The sequence below is a fragment of the Caballeronia concitans genome, assembly GCF_001544615.1.
In the GTDB taxonomy this organism is placed as follows: Bacteria; Pseudomonadota; Gammaproteobacteria; order Burkholderiales; family Burkholderiaceae; genus Caballeronia; species Caballeronia concitans.
Genome location: NZ_FCNV02000002.1, coordinates 35728 through 56124, shown reverse-complemented (window position 1 = coordinate 56124; position 20397 = coordinate 35728). Strand labels below are relative to the sequence as shown.

The following is a 20397-nucleotide window of genomic DNA, read 5'->3' as shown; positions in this document are numbered from 1 at the left end:
GCAATTCGATTGCTGAAAAATTCCATTGAATGCACGATTTTCGCGCGACCGACATGCCTGTTTGAATAGTTCGCATCAACGTTGGCTGACTCTGCGACAGCACGTAGCCACGGACGCACGCTCTCATCTGCTGAAAGACTTCTCATTTGAACGCGCTTGTGCGGTATTGAAGGCGACTTCAGTGCCCCAGTGCGTTTTATTTTCACGCGCAAACGATAGCGCGAACGTCATTGCCCTAATGCTTCCGTCGAATCGGCCGATAACCTTAGAGACGACTCCCTTCAATCCAATGTTGGGCGCGAAAATAAGAACACCGGAAAGCCTGGTATGCGTTTGAATCAGAATTCGGTCCCGGCCGGGCCGACTGTCACCTTCGGTTCGCTCACACGACTGGTCGTGTCGACGAACACGGGTACGGGCATTAAGCGATGACCTTTCTCCCTTTCTTTCGCCAGTTGCGATCGCTGGCTTCCATCCCTCGTGATAACGCGCCGCTGCTCATCGCGCAGTTCGAAGCATTCCGGCACCAGATGCCACTCATGTATCTGGTGCTCATCGCGAATACATGGGCGCTCGCTGTCACCCATTTCGCTATTGCGCCAACCTGGCTGAGCGTTTATGTACCTTGCGCTTTCACGGTGATAGGCGTGCAGCGATTATGGCGATGGACACGCGCGGAGCGCCGGCAGACTTCGGCCGACACGGCGGAGCGGGCGCTTTCGAGGGCCACGTGGCTGGCGGCGGGCCTGACGATCGTCTTCACGGCGTGGGCGCTTTCGCTGGTCCGCTACGGCGGCCCTTACGCGCAGGCGCACGTTGCTTTCTATATGGCCATCACGGTCATCGGCGTGATGTTCTCGCTCATGCATCTTCGGGCGGCTGCGATCATCGTCGCCGTGACCATCAACGGTGCGTTCTTCGGGTACTTCGTGTTGTACGGGAACAGCGTGTTCCGTGCGGTTTCCGTGAACGTGGTGCTTGTCTCCGGTGCGATCCTCGTCATCCTGATGAAGAACCACCGCGATTTCACGCGCATGGTCGAGGCGCGGGCAGAAAATGAACGGCTCGCGCATCTCGACAGCCTGACGGGCCTGCCGAACCGGCGGTCGTTCTTCCATGAACTCGATGCGACCTATGCGGCGGCCGTTGCACGCAGGAAGATGCTCGCCGTCGGCATTGTGGATCTCGATGGCCTCAAGCCGGTCAACGACACTCACGGCCACGCAATCGGCGACCGGGTCTTGAGTCAGGTAGGTGAGCGTCTGGCACGGCTTGTTACGCCGCAACTCCGGCTAGCGCGTCTTGGTGGCGACGAATTTGGTCTGCTGGTCGTGGACATCATCTCCACGGAGGCATTAACGGCTTTGGGCGAACATGTTTGCCGGATGCTGCGTGAGCCTTTCATAGCCGGCGACGTCAACATACAGATATCCGCCTCATTGGGTTTCGCGGTGTACCCCGCGCACTGTGCCACGGCTGCGGAACTCTATGAATTCGCCGACTACGCGCTCTACTCCGGGAAGCGGAACCGCCGCGGGAGCGCAGTCCTGTTTTCCGCGGATCATCACGCTGCGATCCGGCGCAGTGCATTGGTCGAGCAGGCGCTACAGATGGCCGATCTTGAACGCGAACTCACGGTCGCATTTCAGCCGATCGTCCACGTCGCGACGGGCCGCGTTCATGGTTTCGAGGCACTCGCGCGCTGGACGAATCCCTCGCTCGGCAGCGTACCGCCCGATGAGTTCATTTTGGTCGCCGAACGTGCCGGAATCGTTAGTGACCTGACCTTCATCTTGTTGAGGAAGGCGCTATCCACCGCGCTGCGTTGGCCGCATCCAGTGCGGTTGTCGTTCAATCTGTCCACGCTCGACCTTGCTTCGCCCGAGACGGTGTCGGACATTCTGACGCTGGTTGCCGATAGCGGTTTCGATCCATCGCGGCTCGATTTTGAAATCACCGAAACCGCAATCGTTCGGGAGTTCAAGGCCATACAGTCCGCGGCTTCGCGGCTGCGCGCGCTCGGGTGCGGGGTATCGCTCGACGACTTCGGTGTCGGCTATTCGAGCCTCTCGTATCTTCATACGCTGCCGCTCACGAAGATAAAGATCGACCGCAGCTTCGTTCGCGGGATGCATGCCGTGCGAACAAGCTACAAGATCGTCAAGTCGCTGCTTGCTCTGGGACGAGACATGGGTGTCGAAACCATCGTGGAGGGCGTGGAGACAGAAGACGAGCTAAGGGCGCTCGAGTCTGCGGGTGGAGAGTTGTCTCAGGGGTTTCTCTTTTCGAAGCCGGTCGAGCCCGAGGAGACCTATGCGTTGGTGGAGGTCGGGCTGTTGCCTGGTCGTGGGAGTGCGAACGTTTCATGATGCCGGTCCGTTCGCCGCCGATTGGTCGCGCCTCGGCTTATTCAAGCGAGCAAGTTCGTGAACGCCGGGCAACACGATCGTTCGGACACCGAAGGTTTCATCAAGTAATGTCACCGGAAATTACATACAAGTACCTTTCGAATTCGTTACCGCCCTTTCTCTCACCGTTTGTCGCCTTGCAGTACCATTGCGACCTTGCACCCGCTGCTCGAAGATGGCCGACGCAACACCCTGTTTGCGCCCCCCTTTACGCACCGACGCCTCGAAAGTCCGGCTTCCAATTTTGTAGCCGTTGCTCAAGATGATCGTTAATAAACTGTCAAGCAAATGCAAGTAAGCAATTCCCGTCGATGGGCGCCTCGCGGCCCCAGACGATGGCTCATCGCAGCGGCCGCGCTCGCTGCGGCCTTCATCGTGCGGTCATTGTTACATCCGCTGCTCGGTCCGGTCATGCCCGGCACTGCATTCTTTCTGGCCGCCGTGCTCGTCGAATCCTATTGCGGCCTCGGGCCCGCGCTCTGCCTGATGCTGGCCGGCCTCTGCCTCGCCGACTATCTATTCGTGCCTCCGTACGGCCGCTTCGACGTCATCGACGCCTCGGACGTTCGCCTGCTCGTCTCTTATCCGCTCATCACCATCGCCATCATTGCGCTCGTCGAGCGCTTGCGACGCGCGCAGTATCGCGCCGAGCTGCTGGCCGCGGTGGCGCAGTCGCGCTACGAAATGCTGCTCCGCCACGACAACGAGCGGCTGCTCAACCGCCGCGCGACAGACGATATGCATCGAATGCTGCATCACATCGCGCAATATCACCACGCACTCGTTCTCATCAAGGCGCTCGATCCGGCGAACAGCGCGTCGCCTGGCAGCCTCGTGGCCGCAGCGGCGACAGCCACGTCGAACGGCGTGATCGACGATACCCCGTTCAACACGGGCATCGCCTATGGCGCGATGCATGCGCACGTGCACCGAGAAGATCTCGCGCGCGTCAGCGATCGACTCACGCCGGGCCATCATCGCATGCGATTTTTATCTGCAGACCGAAATAATTGGCGATCGATGGAATGCATCTGTGAGCGCTTCATCACGCCATCCGGCGAATTCCTCGTTCTGCGAGCGGAAGACTGACCTTGAACACGCCACCCATGCCCGCCGCAAACGGCAACAGCCACGCCGTGCTTTTGCTTCACGGCCTGTCGAGCTCACCGCTCGAATTGCGCTTTCTTGCGCGACTGCTCTCCGACGAAGGATTCATCGTCCACACACCCACGCTGAGCGGCTACAGCGCCGGCAGTGGACACGAGAACATGGAGCATTGGATCGACGCGGCCGTCGCCGAATTCGACACACTCGCCTCACGATACCGCCACGTGTCCGTGTGCGGCCTTTCGATGGGCGCGACGCTGGCCGCCGCCGTGGCCCACGAACGGCCCGCCGCTCGCGCGATGCTGCTGCTGTCGATCACGCTCAACTACGACGGCTGGGCAATCCCCTGGTACCGCTTCTTGCTCGACTACGTGTATTACACGCCGCTGCGCTCGCGTTATCGGTATCGCGAGCGCGAACCCTATGGCTTGCGCAATGAAGCATTGCGCCTGAAGATCGCGCGCGCCATGCAAAAGAATCAGATCAGCGAAGTCGGGCCTGCATCCATCTCCATGCCCGCGCTGCACGAAGCGAGCCGCCTCGCGCGCTCGGTGCGCAAGAAGCTCAAGAACATCAGCGCAGACTGTCTTCTCATTCACGCCATCGACGACGAAACGTCGAGCCCGCACAACGCGCGCTTCGTCGCGGCGAATGTCGGTGCGTCGTTCATGCGCACGATCTGGCTCGACGATTCATATCACATGATCACATCCGATAACGAACGCGAAGCCGTTGCGCGGGAATGTGCGCTCTTTCTGCGCGAAAGCGCGGCGGCATCGGACTCGAGTAACAATCCCACGCCGGTCGTGTCGCGCGCGCTTGCGCGTCGCTTGAGGCAACTCGCGACCGTGGCGGAGAAAGCATGAAGCGCAAGCTCATATCGGCAGCCGTCATTGTCTTTGCGATGTCCGGCCTCGGGAGCGTAGCGCACGCAGATGAAGCGCAAGCCGCGAGCGACTGGAAGGTATCCATCGGGCCGGGCCTGTATGTGTTTCCGAAGTTCCCCGGTTCATCGCAGCTTCAGTTCCTGCCGTTTCCGGCGCAGGACATCTCCTGGAAGGACCGCGTGTTCTCGCAAGGTCCCGACGTGCTCGGCGTGAATGCGCTGCGCGGCGAAAATTACCACGTGGGTGCGTCGCTGAGTTTCGACTTTCAGTCGCGAAGTGCATCCGACGATGCACGCCTTAAGGGCCTTCCCGATGTGCGCTATGGACCGAAGCTGAGGCTCTTCGCCGAATACACCTGGTGGGCGTTCACCGGCGCAGCGGCAATCTATCAGGACATCGCCGGCACCGGACAAGGTCTCACCGCAACGGTCGATGCGCTCGCATCGGCGCCGCTCGGCAAGCTGCTGATTTCCGTGGGACCGGGCGTCACGTGGGCGAACGCGACCTATACGAAGACCTTCTTCGGCGTGAACTCGCAGGAAAGCGCGGCGTCGGGTCTGCCTCAATATGCGACGAGTTCCGGCTTGCGCGATGTTCACATGAACTTGAACGCCACTTATCAATTCGATTCGCATTGGTCGGCGAACGTCACAGCGGTGATCGGACGCCTCGAACACTCGGCAGCCAATAGCCCTATTACTGAGCGCCGCCTCGATCTCAACGGCATGGCGTCCGTGCTCTATCGGTTCTAGGCCCGCGCGATAAAGGCTGCATCCGCTTACATGATCTTGTCCGACTCTATTCACGCACAACTCCGACGCAGCGACCTGACGAAGCGCTCATCTCGGGCAGGAGCGACATCGAGCGCGCGATACAAGCGGACTTCGGTCATCGCGCGACGCACGAGACCGCGATCACGCGATTGCTGACGCTCGTTAATGGGATCGACTATTTACAGCGGCGTCTGCAGCGCTGGATGCGTTCCGAGCGGCATTGTGGCGCCGTGTAACTATCCGTTTTCGTTAGCGCTGATGCCCGCGGATCATCGGAGTCGGCAATCGACATCGCGATGCACCCGATGTCATGCGCAAACTCGCGCCGGTGCTCATCACCGGCGTGACCGATGAAAGCACCGTCACTCACTGCGGTTGAGTGCGCCGTTGACCGGGCAAACGGCTACTCGGAAGTCCAGTCTGCCACCCCGCTATTACCGCGCAGCACTGACCGGCTCCTTCGCGCTCCATGGTCGTACTTTCGGTATATGCCCGAAGGTAAGGCGTTCTTCTCAATCAGGAAATTACTGGTAACGCCCGAATTCCTTCCAAAATTGTCTGTGATCAGGTCGATACTGAAGCCCATGATCCGGTTCCCAGAAACATGAAAGTTCGCATCGTAGTTATAATCGTCTGACCACAGATAAAGCGCCGGCGTCGAACTTTGCTGAACGACGCTGGAAACAATTGAGTTCCTTTCGACAACGACCTGGCCTCCGTTGTGAATCTGACCGATTTCCACTGCGCTTGATGGCGTCGGAATCGGTCGCGTGAAAGTCATGACGTTATCCGCAACTGTTATCCACCGAAGATTGTTGGCGACGAAGTGGATTCTCGTGTCAGCTAGCTGGTTCCCAGTAAAGTTCAGCGATTCGACGCAGCCGTGGTCAGTGTCCACGGATCCTACGGCGCCGTTTGTCGAGAATTTATTCTGCTCGACGTTTAGTGACCGATTTTCCACCCCTTGAGTTTCGTTATAGACGCGCAGGTGCGGGAAATTCGACTGGAACTGCGTCGAGGTGTTTCCGACCATCGTAATCCGCAAATTCAGGCCAAAAATCGTAAAGTTACCGTTCGCGCACCGGCTGACCTCGTTCTCGCTGGCCACACAGTCCACGCAGCCTTCGAAGTCAATCCCGACATCCGTGGCATTTTCGACGTTACAACGCGACACCGTCACACCTTGGCCCATCGATCCCCAAACACCGGCAATACAATTCGCTGTCTTTACGTTCGTTACAGTTCCATACATGCACTTGCGTTGCTTGGTCGAAGCGCCGTCGAATCGAGGGTTAGAATCGCCTCCCCACCACTGCACTCCAAAAGGCACGTCAAGGAAAGTGCAATCGACGACCGACCACCGAGTACAGTATCGCAAAAGTACCGCCGCGCGCGGCGAATCGCTTCGCGCGACATCGCGGGCATTGCATTGACTTACCGCCAACGACGCACTGCCGTTGAAGCGGACGTCGTTCTCGTCGATATTTACCCTGTCATACGAATCATACGCGTCGCGCGCCGGCATAAAGGCGGCGACTGCCATGCCTGTCGTCGACACTCGCGCGATAGTCAACTGTCTCACGTTGTAACCCACCACAACATATCCGCCAACCGAACCGCTCACGTCGGCCACGGAGAAGTCTGTCATTTGAATTCTAGTTACGCGTTCGGCAAGAAACATGGAGAAGACGTCCGACGAATGTACCGACCTCGTCCAAATGAGCACGGTGCTATCACCTTCTCCCGCGATAACCGTGCCGCTCGGAATATAAACCGTGTCATCGACGCGGAAGCGACCCGACGAAAGACTAACTGGTGCGCCGCTAAGTATCGCAGCCTGGATCGCACAAAAATCGATCTCTTGCATGAGATGCGCAGCGAACGGATAAACAGATCGCGCTGCGGCAAGGGTGGCGTATCGGCTGGATAAAGGATGCGAAGCGCCGTCCGCTATTGCACCGAAGTCTCTAGGATTTGCCCATTGGGCTCTGGAAGTATCACTCTCCGTCGTGGCAGCGCTGGCGAACCGATTGGTCAGGGGGAGCATGACGACCATCCCTACTATCGGTAGACGAAATATCCACCTGCGCCTCCGCGTGCGCGAACCAGAATCTATCATATAAAATTTCCTCACAGCCACATACGCTAAGGTGTACGGACGGCCTGGTGTTACTTTACTCCGTATCGCGGCAGTAACTGAGAAACTTCGCTAACTAAAATAGCTGTCGTGACAGGCAGACGTGCATGCCGTAGTAAGTTTGATGTCTCGATAAGGACTGTCAATCGAAGGTGAACTTCGCGGAAGGGCGCCTTTTCCATCGGGTCTTCATAAAACGTTCTAGCTGAGCTTGCTCCGCAACTCCCGCAAGGCGAATCAGCGCGGCAAACGCCCGACGGTGACGATCGATCGTTCGGATTGTTTAAACAAAAACGAATCGAACGATGTCAATCGTACGGAGTTCTTTATATCTCGCCTAGTGAATATTGCTCGAGTATAGTTCGTCCTGGTGCTCTCTGTCTTATCGATCACACGAGTTCTGGACGAAATCCTCGATCGCATCGCTTGGTCGTCTTTGCATCGGCCTCTCTCAACATCCGGTGTCACAAACAAAGGATTCGGCTATGGCAACAATGAGAACGTCCTTTTCGCGCGAGGCAGTGGTACTTGGCTGCTCCCTGAACGGGCTCGGCGTTGTCCGGTCCTTAGGAAGCGCAGGAATTCGCACGACGGTTGTCGGGACGAGATACACCGGCGCCGCACTTTGGTCCCGACACGCATCGTCTCGACTGATCAGGAGCTATACCGGCGATGACTTCGTCGAGGATATGGTCGCTTTAGGAAAAACATTCTCTCAGCCGCCGGCGCTCTTCCTTACGCTCGAGGAAACAGTCCACTCTGTTTCTGAAAACCGGGAAGAGCTGTCCAAGTGGTTTCGTTTCACCCTGCCCGACCGGTCATGTGTCGAAGATCTAAGCGACAAGTCGACGTTTCACCGGTTCTGTCTAATCCATGGGTTCCCTGTGCCTCGATCAGTTGTGCTGGAAACGCCACAGGACGTCGAAATGCTAGCCGACTTCACTTTTCCATGCGTATTGAAGCCCGACGACAAACGCGCTGCATTGAGTGGAAAAATAGATAGGGCCGTTCGGGCGGACACATTGGCAGACGTACGCGAACGGGTTAGTTCAACGCTCGACGCCGGGACGCGTATCGTCGCACAGGAATGGATAAATGGGCCCGACTCCAACATATACTTCACGCTGTTCTATCGCAGTTCAGACGGACGAGTGGCCGCTGCATTTACGGGCCGTAAGCTGTCGAGCGAGCCGGTCAATGTGGGCAGCACTGCCATATGCGTCGCTGCGCCGGAAGCACGTTCCGTCCTCGAGCCGATAACGTTGGATTTTGCGGAGCGAGCTAACCTTGTGGGTATGGCGAGTATGGAATATAAGTGGGACGAATCTAAAAAGCAGTTCTTCATGGTGGAGCCGACCATTGGCCGGACCGACTGGCAAGAAGAGATCGCCACACTTTGCGGCACGAACATTCCCGCTGCGGCATTTTTCCATGATCTCGGCATTCCACTGATTCAGGGAGGTGTGGCGCTAGAGAATGTCGCATGGCGCGCCACCATCAGTGAAGTCCTTCCGAGTCACTTGCGTAGCTCTGTGAGTCGATTTGTCGACGGATATTTCCGTTGGGATGATCCGCTGCCAGCCTTGCAGCACTACCTGTTGGTCAACCCGCTGCGTAGACTAATGATCACTTCGGGTAAAAGAGCACGCTTGCCTCAACAGAAAAAAAGTTTCGGCGGCAAGGCCATCGGATGATATTGTCGCGCCCGTAGCGACGCAATCCGGGGACGGCTTGCGCCATCGCTGCGATGAAGTCATGGTCGCCCGTTCCGCAGGCGCCTTCTCTAGCTTCCTATCCGAGGAAAGAACGTCGCCTCCGACTCTTGCGTATCGATCGCCACCTCGCGTTCGCATGAATTGCCAGCGACCCGAAGTGCTCGTTGCGCGCTGACGCTCTCACACAGCCTCAGGAGATGGCGTAAATCCTTGACGGGGACAGCCACCATCTGCAAGCGCAAGGCGTCTGCCCGCTCGACCAGCACCAATACCTTCTCATAGGACCCGTGCTCGGGCCTCATCGGACCTGTTATCTTCATGAGCTTTCTGCGCTCCCGGAAGCGATCATCGTCTTCTGTTTGAACCTATAAAGGGCGTTGCCACCGCTGACAAATATCCATTACCGCGTCGCTCTCATTCATATTCGGCGTCTCATCGACAACCTGCCGATGGAGCCTTTAGCAAGACTGCGGAAAGCCGACGACGTGGACATTGAAAGAAGCAGACTCATCGCGACACACCCGGCACCGGAGATTAATCCAGCAACATTTCCTAACGCCGCGTTCGTAACCGGAAGCGTGATGAGCAGTATGGCGAGTTGCGCAAGCATAGGGAAAATGGTGCTTCTCGATGCGACGTGCGACAAGTGAACGAGCAGCAGATACTCGAACATCGCCCTGATGACGGTAGCGACAGCGGCGCCTAGCAGGCCAAATTGTTGTATCGAGAACCATAGAAGTAAGAAATATGCCGTCAATTGGATAGCCGATACTCGCGCGGCCACGGCTGCACTCACCTGCGACTGAACCAGAATTCGGGTGACGTCTGCCTGCCCCCCCAGCCACATTCCAATGACTAGCACGCGGGCGATTGGCGCCGAGACAGACGCAAGCCCCTCTCCGACCCAGACTTGAAGAAATGGGCCAACTGCGATCATCGATATGATGGCGATGGGGGTGAATATTGCATTCAACAAACCCAGCGATTGCTGTGTGATGGTCCTCGCTTGCTCTCCGTTAGAAGCGGAAAGGCGCGGAAATAACGAACGGCCTAGCGCTATTGAAACGATGTTCAAACGCATGACCAGGTTTTTCGGCACGGTGTAAAAGGCAACAAGCCGAGGACCGGACATCGCACCCACGACGGTGCGGTCGGCCGAGTCTGTCACTAGGGTGAGGATAGTCGTCGCAAACATCCATCCGCCGAAATTGGCAAGGCCCTTGATTACCGCCCATTTCGGCAAACGCACTGACCCGGCATCGAGGACACCGGCTACTTCACGGAACATTCGAATCGCGGTGAGCGAACGAATCAACAACGCAGATGCCAGCAAGACATCTACCGTCGCCCCGAACAGCGACATGCATACGAGCGGCAGCACCTGGAACAGAATAATGCCGGACGTCTGTATGGTGTTGAAGGCAGCAAAACGTTCGGCCCCAGAAAGTGCGGCAGCGGACACTGCCAATCCGTTGGCGACAGGAACAGCTAGCGAGAGCCAAGGCAGCCCTGCAAGAAGTTCCGGTCTGAGCGTGGACCCAGGGTCCATAAAATAATTGATATATGCTCGTCCAGACGCATAGACCAAAATCCCAACTAAAGTGCCGATAGCAAGATTCGACCAAAGCGCGGTCCAGACGAGATCTCGGCAAAAATCGAGTTCGTTGCGCGCGTAGGCCCTCGACAGCTGGTTCTGTACTGCAACACTCAAGGCAAAGCCAAGAACACTGAAGTAATCGATTAAGACCCATATAAATGCCACGGCGCCGAATCGCTCAAGTCCGAGCGTATGAATGTAAAGCGGCACCGTCGCTAGCGATACGAAAGTAGGCAGCACCAAGCCGACGAGATTGATGGCAGTGTTCTTATAGATGGCCTTGTCCATCAGCATCGCTCCGCCAACAAGAAACGGGCACGGTGACCGGATGCGTGCGTTCCCGGAGACGTCGCGCTCATGAGAATTTCCCTCTCTCGGGAACCTCGACACCGATGCGAAGCATGGCTAACGCGGCGTGAATCCTGGTACCGACATCTGCCCATCTGAAATCTCCGGCACGTACCACGCCTTTCTGCGCCAAGCTATTACGGAGGTCTCGGTCATCCAAAAGCTGGGTTGCAGAGGCTGCAATCTGCTCGGCCGAAAGCGGATCCACCAGGAGCGCGGCGCCACCAGCGACTTCTGGCATTGCCGTGCAATTCGACGTGATGACGGGCGTACCGCAGGCCATGCTTTCGACGATCGGCAGGCCAAACCCCTCGTAAAGCGACGGAAAGATCAAAGCAACGGCTCCACGGTACAGTGAAGCAAGCTCCACATCCGACACTTTTCCCATGAACCATATCGACTCGTGTGCACGTAGCTTGCTGACGAGAGCGGCGACCTGTTGAGACGGTGCACCGACGAATATCAATTTAGCTTTGTCTCCTAGTTTTGCGTCCAGAAAGCCCTTGATCACAGTTTCAGTATTTTTGTGATGTTTGCCGTTCGATATCGCCAGAAAGTAGAGCTCGTCCTCGCCCAGGCTGAAGATCGGTCCGTCCACGGAAAAAACGCTTGAGACGCCGTTACCTACAACGACCACTTTTTCCGGATCGACTCCAGCAAAGGCGACTATGCGATCGGCTGAGAATTGAGAAACCGTCAGCACCAAGCTAGCCCGCCGACAGGCGTACCGTAGAACGCTAGAGCAGTAAATCTTCTTAATAAAGGAGTGTGGAGCTGGAACGTCGAAATGTATAAGGTCATGCACAACCAACATGCCCATCCCGTGGTACAGCAACGGATAGTTAAAGCCGGGCGAAAAGAAGATTCCGTTCTTTGTCAATAAAAGCTTAGCGCTGAGATAGACACAGTCTAATGGCGATGCGGGATTTCCCCGCAAACCGGCATCTCTTAAGCATAACGCTTTCTCGACTTCCGTCGCGAACCGGCCGATTCCGTGCGCACCTCTCCAACGACCGTCGAATATAACGTCATACACGATTTGTTCTCCTATCTAGAAAGCCGATCCAAACAACAAGCCAGAAAATGAACATAGTCGGAATGTAGTTGGCCGCAGCATCGACGAAAGAGCAGAGAATAAAATTAACTACACCTATGAGCGCGCATCGCTGCAGATCGAATCCAGGAGATAGGCGTCTGATGCCCACGAGAATCATCGTGAAGAGACCGCCGAAAAGGAATAGGCCTATCAGCCCGCCGAAGTACGCGACGGAAACCCACAAGATTTCGGATACGTAGTCGAAGCTTTCCCTCGGGAATATCGACACTCGCAATTCGTCGACTACTTGCGTTCGTCCCCCCAGTGTGAGATCCGTCAGGAATCCAGCGTCGGTACCCATCACCTGCAGCGACGCAACGATGCCCAATATTCCTATCGCTAGCATAAGCATTCGCTGCCACACAGGCCTCTTGACAAAGACCGCCTCGTGAAACAGCAGTACAGCCCACACGGTACGTGACAGCGTAAGTAACAAAGCGACTCGAGCCAATATCCTCATCAAGGAACGACGTTCGACAAGGTCGTAAAGAGGAAGCAGCATCAAGATGCAGACGCCGAAGATATTCCCGTTGTTATAGGTCGATATGAGTTTCGAAAGATTGTCGGAACGCTGGATATACTTGGTTCCTAATTTTCCGACGTCGTCCGCGTTCACGGTCACATAAGGGATTTCAATGAATTCGCCGGTGCTCAGCTTGTAGAAAAATAGCAATATGCCGTAAGTCACCGCGAAGCGGACGCTCCAGACCAAGTACGTCTCCAACGCTCGTATCGTCGACGGATCATTCGGCATGCTAATTATTAAAGCGACAGGAAGAACGCAAAATCCCAGAATTATTGACAGAAAAAAACCCATGTTTCCGATGCCACAAAAAGATGCCGCCAGTAGCATGAAAACAAAAATGAAGCTGCAGTACGCCACGACTCCAGCGGTTTGTTGCCTCTCGTTGAAAAACCGCGCTAATCCCGATGGCAAGCAGACCACGCCTAACAGCAGTGCGTACATATAGCCAAAGGTGATAGGTACATCTCCAACTTTGAAGCCGGCTTTAGGTATCGCGATGTTGAGTACGAGAAGCAGGCCAAACAACGGGGCGTTTGGCGCCATGGATCTCCCAACACTCGGCCATTGACCAACAGGGGTTTCCAGCCGGTTCGGCTTCATCGGTCATGCCCTCCGCATCCGGATCACTTCTTGGTTCAAACTAAGGTACCTTTCAACCCAGGCCGACACATCCAAATACTCCGCGGCCGACATCTTGGCCGACGCGGCCATCGTCGTCGAGTCCACCTTGCCCTGCACGAACGAGGCCATCAGGTGAGTCAACTCTCCCTTCTTGCTAGGATCGAACAAGAAGCCGTTCACTCGATCGTTTATCATCTCGGGGATTCCGCCCCGCCTCGATCCGATGACGGGCACGCCAAAGGCGAACGCTTCTGCGACGACCATCCCGAGGGCCTCATCGCACAGGCTTGGAACAACGAGCACATCGAGATACGGATAGAAGTCCGCTTGCTTCTTGAAGCCGAGAAACCTGAGGCGCGGGCTAGCGTAGCGTGACATCAAGTAGGCCTCGTATTCTGGCTTGCCGATGCCTGCTATCCACAGTTCGGCGGACGGCTCATCCAGCGATAAAAACTCCTGAATTAGTAATTCAGTTCCCTTGGCTGGACTCACAGTGCCTATGAAGCCAAATCTCACTCGGCGTCGCATCCCTGCATCGGCCCGTGGTTTTTTTTCGTCGCCCGTCGGAGCAATATCGCGCGCGTTGTGGATTGCAACGCGCTGTTTCGCTTTCGAGAAGTATCCCCTCGAGAGATGTTTTTCAAGAATGAATCGGCTTACACCTACAACGGCATCAGCACAATCCGACATTGATCTATGCCCCAGCCGAAGCATCGTGCAGCTTGCACAACGAGTCTTGCATGGATTGCCGTTGCGGAACATATTGGAGTTGGGACAAAGAAAGTTGCTGCTGTGCAGTACTTGTATCGTTGGTATTTTTAGCGACTTTCCTACCTTCAGGATCCCTGCTGACCATCCCTCGATGGCGTGTACGTTCAGCGCGTCCGGCCGTTCCTCCTTGAGAAGCGCAAACGCGACGGACATCATTCTTCTGTTGCACGAGTCGAAAGCATGCCACATAGCCCGCTTCAGCACGCCCGGGCGTTCTCGCCGGCCATGCCAATAAACGTTACTGATCGGAACGCGAATGACTCGTACGCCGTTGACCGAATCGAGTTCGAGTTGGCCGCCTTCCTTCGTGGTCAGGACTACCACCTCATGACCTCGATCTTTTATCCCTTCTACCAGCGTCTGCAGCACAATTTCGGCGCCACCGATAACCGCTGGCGGATAAAGCCCGCTGACGAATGCAATCTTCATCCATTCCTCCAACCGGCAGCATCGCCATTGATCGAGAGAGATATATTGACTAACGCTTTTTTTGTGGATCCAACTGATAACTGTCGGCCGCGTACCGGTATCGGCCGTACCCGTAACTTCCGTGGCCCGGTCTGAGCTGCACGCCGTTCATCACAACGCCTTGCACCGTTACGCCTATCCGTTCAAGCTTGCGCACGACTTCCCGTAATTCGCCAAGGCTTGTAACGCCCTGCCGGGCAACGAGGAAGGTAGAACCAGCCAGGGCCGCCAGGTGCGCCGCCGCATCGGTAGGAATGAGGGGTGCACCATCGCAGAGAACGACGTCGTAGTCGACCGACAGTTGATTCAGCGTATCTGCAGCATTTCGGGTGGCGAGAAGGTCGGTAAAGGTGGGCGTCAGGGTTCCCGTCGGCAACAGGTCGACACCTTTCAGCACGTTACGCCGAATCACTTCTCTCACATCGCAAGTACCGCGCAGCAGATCGGACAGCCCCGGACACTGGACGGCTTTAAGGCGCTCATGTAGCACCCCGCGGTGAAGGTCCGCATCGACTAGCAAGACTCGCATACCCGACTCACCGAGAATTGCTGCAACATTGAGAGCGAGGAACGACTTTCCGACGCCCGCAGTGGCTCCAGTAATCGCGACGATGCGATTTGGCGCATTTCCCATCGTGTACAACAACGCTGTTCGGAAACCTCGCAGGCCTTCTACCGCCGGATCAACGCTCCAAAGGCCGGCGAGAACCGGCGCTGCCGAAGGGTTCTTTCGCACGAGACGTCTTAGCTTTGACTCCTGGCGGCTATAAGGCACGCTTGCGTGTACCTTTAAACCGGTAGCGTCTTCAATCTCGGACGGGTCATTGACTGCATCTAATAGATGTCGCCGGCAAAGTGCCGCCGCAATACCGCAAAACAGCCCGAGGAGTAATGCCGCAATGATAATGAACGCCCGCTTTGGCCAGATGGTCTTCTCTGGAACAACGGCGGTGTCAACCACTCGGGCATTCGCCGCCTTGCCTGCCTTGATCACGCGCAACTGCTCATATGTACCTCTCAGCGCCGTATAGACGGAACTGTTGACCTGGACGTCTCTTTGCAATGCGAGCACGTCCTGCTCTAGAGGTGGCAACATCCCTGTCTGCTGCGAGATATCGCTCAGTTCGTCCTGTGCCACTTGCAGTTGTGACTCGATCGAGCGAACGGCGGGGTGGTCCTTCGTGTAGAGTACAAGCAGTTCCTTGCGTTTTTGCTCCAACTCAACGCGCCGACGTTGCGCCTCTACCGAGCGCCGCAACAACGTATTCGCCTCTTCCCCAAGGCTCACGGTACGGTGTCTGGCTCGATAGGTGTTGAGTGCTTCTTCTGACTCCTCTACCTGCTTCTTCAGTTGCGGCAGCTGGAGTTGAAGGAAATCCAGCGAGCGGGCGACTTCCTCGGACTTGCGCTGAATGTCTTGACGAACGTATGCGTCCGCGATTGCGTTCAGGATGGCTGCGATACCCGCTGGGTCGGTCCCGTCGTAGGATGCCCTGATCACATCGGCATCTTTGCCCTTGTCTCTGATCGTTAATTTGTCGCGGACTGCATCGACTACCGAGACCCGCGATAAGCGCTTCACGACAAACTTCGCTCCAGGCTCGGCGTCGATCTCGTCAACGCGTACTTCGATGGGACCGAACGGTGTTGCAGCGAGGAGCTTCTTCCCGACGATCCCGGCGATACGCAGGTCACCCACAAGCAGCTCGAACGTTCTCAACGTAGACACCTTGATTTCCAAAGGACGTCCGTAGAGAGATGGCGGCACATCTAGTTCCGTCACCACAAGTTCGTTCCTTGTCGGTGCGGAAACACCAGGCCAAATACTGTAGATCTGACGCTTCAAACGAGAAATCACTTCGCCTAAGACCGGGAAGTACTTCGGCGAAACCTCTACTGCAAGGTTCAACTTATCTACCGCTTGGCCGACGACAAGCCGTGAACCAATGACCTCGACCTCACCAGACGAGTCGGGTTTGGAGTCGTACATCGAGGACACTTCGTTGAATAGGCTCTTTGAACCACTTTGGTCCCGTTTTTCCAGCTGAACCAGGATATCAGCCCGATACACGGGCTTGGACAAGAATGCATATCCCGTCCCTATAAGGATGAAAGTCAACGCGACTGCCAGCACGACCTTCCGATTATCGTAAATTGCGTCCAAGTGCGACATCACATGACGGGGCGCCGACCGTTCGGAGACTGCTTGTACGACTGCAACATCGTGTCCCATTGCTACTCCAGTATCGATCTACTTCCCATCGCATAACAGGTCAAAGTCGAGGGAAGCGAAGGCGTACTCCGATGCCCCATACGAATTAAGAGAATAGCGATCCACCGAGTCCTGCTCAACGCTGTATACCCTTATTCTCACATCGCGTAGGATGCCTGATGTTACTGATGATCCTCTTCCTATTTAATAAGGCATTTTTACATCACAGGAATCACCGCGCACATTTTGTACTCCTATGCATGTCCGTGCGTCATTGTCTTCTCGGTCACTCTATCGATACCGAATTACTTGCATGGAGGTCTAGATTAAGATGAACAAAGCGACGCTTAAGTCGGCATTGGCTCAGTGTATCGTTCGTCTCGGCGTGGACCGCGTGACCCGAGCGCTGTTGTGGCGAGATCGCACGGCTGTGCTGGTCTACCACGACCCAAAACCAGCTGTACTCGACCAACACCTGGCGTTTCTTAAAACCATTTGCGACGTAGTCCCGCTTGGCAATGTGACGAAGCCGGGGAATGGGCGACCTCGTGCAGCCGTTACTATTGACGATGGGAACATAGGAAACGCCGCGCTTCTGCCCGTCTTTGTCAAGCATCACGTTAGACCTACCATTTTTCTGTGTAGTCGGTTTGTAGCGGCATCAACAATGCACTGGTGGCTGTACCCCGGCGCGACACCGCAGGAGGTTGAACGACTCAAGCGCCTCCCTAACAGCGAGCGGTTATCCGAACTGGCTAGGTACGGATACTCACAGCATCACGCTGATCAACCCAGCGGTTTGACTGCAGATCAAATAGAAACAATGAAACCATACGTTGACTTCCAGGTTCATACTCGATTTCATCCGATCTTGACGCGATGCGACGACAACGAATGCCGCGCGGAGATCGTCGACAGCAAGAAGGAATTGGAGGAACTTCTAAGCACCCCGTGTGAGCACTTCGCTTATCCGAACGGCAACTACACGAGGCGAGAAATTCAGATCCTTCGTGCAGCGGGCTATAAAACAGCACGGACTTGCAATCTGGGATGGAACGACTGCCATACCGATCCCTATCAGCTCAAGTGCATGGTCATTGAGGACGATGCCACTGCGGTGTGCTTCGCCGCGCAACTCACCGGAATACCCGTTTTTTTGCGGTACGTCAGACATGCGCGAAATCTTTCGGGCCGTTCACCACAATTTTGATGCCCGACCGAAGCAGGTCCAGATTCATCTGCGAAAGAAGAGAGGACCGGGACGGCTTGTCGTCAGGGGCACCGCTAGATACTAAGCCGATTAGCGATGACACCCCTTACGACCCAATGCTGCACCTAGCGAGCACAAGGCTTTGTTAGGCACCCCACATATCGATAGCAGGCCTTCGAGGGGTGGAAATTTTTAGGTTCTTCTTACCGGTTATCGCTGAATAACCGCTTCCTTAGATTTGTTCCGAGGCCTAGATAATTCGCATTCCGGATTGTTGTTATCGGATGAAAAAGGACAAGCAATGCTTGTTTTAAATCTAATCAAACGAACGATCATCCTTCACACTTGCTCTTCATTGCTAAGATAATTCGCATTACCGACATTGATCGTTGCACTCAGAAGTTACGGCTCGTCGCTGCGTTGCCGTCTGCGGAACAAACATAAAATTACGGAGATGGGCAGACCAGGCCCCGATAGACACAAAGCAAAAGGTCACAGGCAGTTGAGGAGTTTTGATTGATAACCGATCACACACACGGGGGCGCCTGCTTCGATCCGAGGAGGCGGTATGGAATCTCCTCTGGAGTTGATCTGTTATGCAGAGGAGCGACTCAATCGGCGGGTTAAGAGATGATTCAGCAGATGAGGTCCGCGAGAACGTTCGTGCACCGCGTCCGAATTGGCATGACGGAACTTACTGCAATAACGTGGCTTCCACGCCTGCTATCCACTACCGAGACTGAATGTTCAGACGTACGAATCGAGGCGGAAGCGATCCCTAATGCGACGCGAAGGGCGTCGTTCTTTAGGCGGTGGAAAGAATATGAGTCTCATTGCGCCGGTCGGCCTTGCGCTGTTGGGTTCATCGATGAACACGTCTTGGTAGGTCTGCCGACCCGTCCAGAACCGCCGCCCGCGAAGTGCATCGCAATGCGCCGCAGCGATGGCGCCCACTCGCAGGGCGTGGCGATCGCGCGTCCAGTTGTCCAGTCGTGCGATTTCACATCCTTCCTCCTTCTCCGGAACATAAGAGTCGTTTCGCGGGGATCTGGATGTGGCTGAAGCCGGTTTCCGAAGCGGTGTCCGTTACTTCAATTGGTGGGGAGTACGTTGGACTCTCGCGACCGTTATAGACGGTGACCGCACTACGCAGCAAAGTGATGTCCGGCACTTCCGATTTGATAGACGATACTTTGTTCGAATTCTCTGACCATTCGCATTACCCACGGGAGCCTCGGAACCGACTCTCGGCGGCAGCGTGCCAGCCGGGTGTCCCGGCAGCGAGACGAGCCCGTGAGAATCGCATCAACACGACGCAGACCTTGCTGGAAGGATCCACGCTGCCTGTGCTGCTTTCGCATTGAGTCGCGGCGTATCGGCGCGAGGGGTCAGGCCGGCACCGAACCAAGGGCGCGTGAACGACGCTGATAGTGAACGAGCCGAAGCATCGGCTTCTCGATTGCGACGTACGTCAGCGACGATGCCGCCACCGTAGCGATCGTGCCGGCGATGCATAACACGTCCGCATTGACGCTATGCCCGAAGCCGCGCTTGAGCGCACTGCCTGCGAGCATCGAGAGGAAACCGTGCGTCAGGTAGATCGAATACGACGCGTTGCCGACGAACAAGAGCACCTTCGATGCAACGGGACGCACCATGTCGTAGACCACCACGCCGAGAATGATCGCGAAAGCCGGCACGCCATAGATCAGCACGCGGTACTTGTCGAGCCTCACTTCGTAGTAGGCGGAAGTCACCATCGCCACGAATGCGATGACGGCAACACCGATAGCCGCATAAGCTATTCGCGACTGGATGATCGACCGCGACAATGCCTTCGCAATTTGCGCTGCAATCATGCCGAAGACGAATTCGCAGATCAGCGGCGAGCCGGTCAGATGCAGCACCGATGGCTCATGCGAGAAGGCACGCGCCAACAGATAAAGCGCCGCATACACCACGCAGAGAAACGGCGCCATCAGGCGATTCGGTACGCGCGCCAGAATGGCCACGGCAAAAAACACGTAGAAATAGGCCTCGAACGAGAGCGTCCAACCTTGCGAGAGGATCGGCTGATACGGTTCGATCACGTTTTTCATCGGCCATAACAGCAGCGATCCGATGATGGTCGTCGAATCGGGAAACGCCACAGACTTGTGGACGAATCCGAAGTACCAGAGTGCAATGAAGATCGTGGTCCAGAACCAGTAAAGCGGCATCACGCGCTGGAAGCGGTGCTTCAAGAAGGTCGTCGCCCCTTTGAAACCATTGGCGCTGTCCTTGCGCGTATAGAACATGATGAAGCCGCTGATGACGAAGAAGATATCCACGCCCGCCTGCCCGACCGGATAAGTCGAGAAGAACAACGACGTTGCGCCGCCGCCGTGATAGGTAAAGACCGCCGTGGCGATGTGGAAATAAACGACGAGGACTACTGCGAATGCACGAAGCGCCTGCAACCCGCCCAGTTTGGTTCCATTCGATCGCTGAGGATATGGCGGCATCGCGTTCCCCTTTCGAT

The 20397-nt window shown here is 56.0% G+C and carries 13 protein-coding genes; 6 read left to right on the top strand and 7 right to left on the bottom strand.

Annotated features, from left to right (window positions below; translation table 11 throughout):
* Window positions 1–428: 428 nt before the first annotated feature.
* The 4 genes from AWB72_RS06365 (at window position 429) to AWB72_RS06350 (ending at window position 5154) form a co-directional block, all read left to right on the top strand.
* The gene (locus tag AWB72_RS06365; RefSeq protein ID WP_052449724.1) at window positions 429–2369 is read left to right on the top strand and encodes a putative bifunctional diguanylate cyclase/phosphodiesterase; all 1941 of its coding nucleotides are present in this window, start codon (window positions 429–431) and stop codon (window positions 2367–2369) included.
* A gap of 327 nt (window positions 2370–2696) precedes the next feature.
* The gene (locus AWB72_RS06360; protein ID WP_040049014.1) at window positions 2697–3497 is read left to right on the top strand and encodes a DUF4118 domain-containing protein; all 801 of its coding nucleotides are present in this window, start codon (window positions 2697–2699) and stop codon (window positions 3495–3497) included.
* Window positions 3498–3514: 17 nt separating this feature from the next.
* Window positions 3515–4381 carry an alpha/beta hydrolase gene (locus tag AWB72_RS06355; RefSeq protein WP_040049013.1) on the top strand — a complete coding sequence of 289 codons (867 nt, stop codon included), beginning with the start codon at window positions 3515–3517 and terminating at the stop codon, window positions 4379–4381.
* Window positions 4378–5154 carry a MipA/OmpV family protein gene (locus AWB72_RS06350; protein ID WP_087127963.1) on the top strand — a complete coding sequence of 259 codons (777 nt, stop codon included), beginning with the start codon at window positions 4378–4380 and terminating at the stop codon, window positions 5152–5154. Before AWB72_RS06355 ends, AWB72_RS06350 begins: the two co-directional genes overlap by 4 nt.
* Window positions 5155–5578: 424 nt before the next feature.
* Here the strand turns inward: AWB72_RS06350 and AWB72_RS06345 are convergent, their stop codons facing one another.
* On the bottom strand, window positions 5579–7231 hold the full coding sequence (locus AWB72_RS06345) for a right-handed parallel beta-helix repeat-containing protein (protein WP_040049011.1): 1653 nt from the start codon (window positions 7229–7231) through the stop codon (window positions 5579–5581).
* A gap of 566 nt (window positions 7232–7797) precedes the next feature.
* On the opposite strand from AWB72_RS06345, the gene AWB72_RS06340 reads away from it, so the two are divergent.
* On the top strand, window positions 7798–9006 hold the full coding sequence (locus AWB72_RS06340; RefSeq protein ID WP_040049010.1) for a carboxylate--amine ligase: 1209 nt from the start codon (window positions 7798–7800) through the stop codon (window positions 9004–9006).
* Window positions 9007–9445: 439 nt separating this feature from the next.
* On the opposite strand, the gene AWB72_RS06330 is transcribed toward AWB72_RS06340, so the two are convergent.
* The 5 genes from AWB72_RS06330 to AWB72_RS06310 form a co-directional block, all read right to left on the bottom strand.
* Window positions 9446–10912, bottom strand: a complete 1467-nt coding sequence (locus AWB72_RS06330) for an oligosaccharide flippase family protein (protein ID WP_040049038.1) — start codon at window positions 10910–10912, stop codon at window positions 9446–9448.
* Between the two features lie 67 nt (window positions 10913–10979).
* A complete protein-coding gene (locus AWB72_RS06325) occupies window positions 10980–12008 on the bottom strand; it encodes a glycosyltransferase family 4 protein (protein WP_143754586.1) in 1029 nt (342 codons plus the stop codon).
* A complete protein-coding gene (locus AWB72_RS06320) occupies window positions 12001–13194 on the bottom strand; it encodes an O-antigen ligase family protein (protein WP_143754585.1) in 1194 nt (397 codons plus the stop codon). Before AWB72_RS06320 ends, AWB72_RS06325 begins: the two co-directional genes overlap by 8 nt.
* A 3-nt stretch (window positions 13195–13197) precedes the next feature.
* Complete coding sequence (locus AWB72_RS06315; protein WP_040049007.1) at window positions 13198–14415, bottom strand: glycosyltransferase family 4 protein; 1218 nt, start codon at window positions 14413–14415, stop codon at window positions 13198–13200.
* A 49-nt stretch (window positions 14416–14464) separates the two neighbouring features.
* A complete protein-coding gene (locus AWB72_RS06310; RefSeq protein ID WP_040049006.1) occupies window positions 14465–16687 on the bottom strand; it encodes a GNVR domain-containing protein in 2223 nt (740 codons plus the stop codon).
* A 310-nt stretch (window positions 16688–16997) separates the two neighbouring features.
* Here AWB72_RS06310 and AWB72_RS06305 point away from each other — a divergent pair, with 310 nt between their 5' ends.
* Window positions 16998–17876 (top strand): polysaccharide deacetylase family protein, encoded by an 879-nt coding sequence (locus AWB72_RS06305; protein WP_208863119.1) that lies wholly within the window; start codon window positions 16998–17000, stop codon window positions 17874–17876.
* Window positions 17877–19264: 1388 nt separating this feature from the next.
* On the opposite strand, the gene AWB72_RS06295 is transcribed toward AWB72_RS06305, so the two are convergent.
* Complete coding sequence (locus tag AWB72_RS06295; protein ID WP_084592735.1) at window positions 19265–20380, bottom strand: acyltransferase family protein; 1116 nt, start codon at window positions 20378–20380, stop codon at window positions 19265–19267.
* Between the last annotated feature and the right edge of the window lie 17 nt (window positions 20381–20397).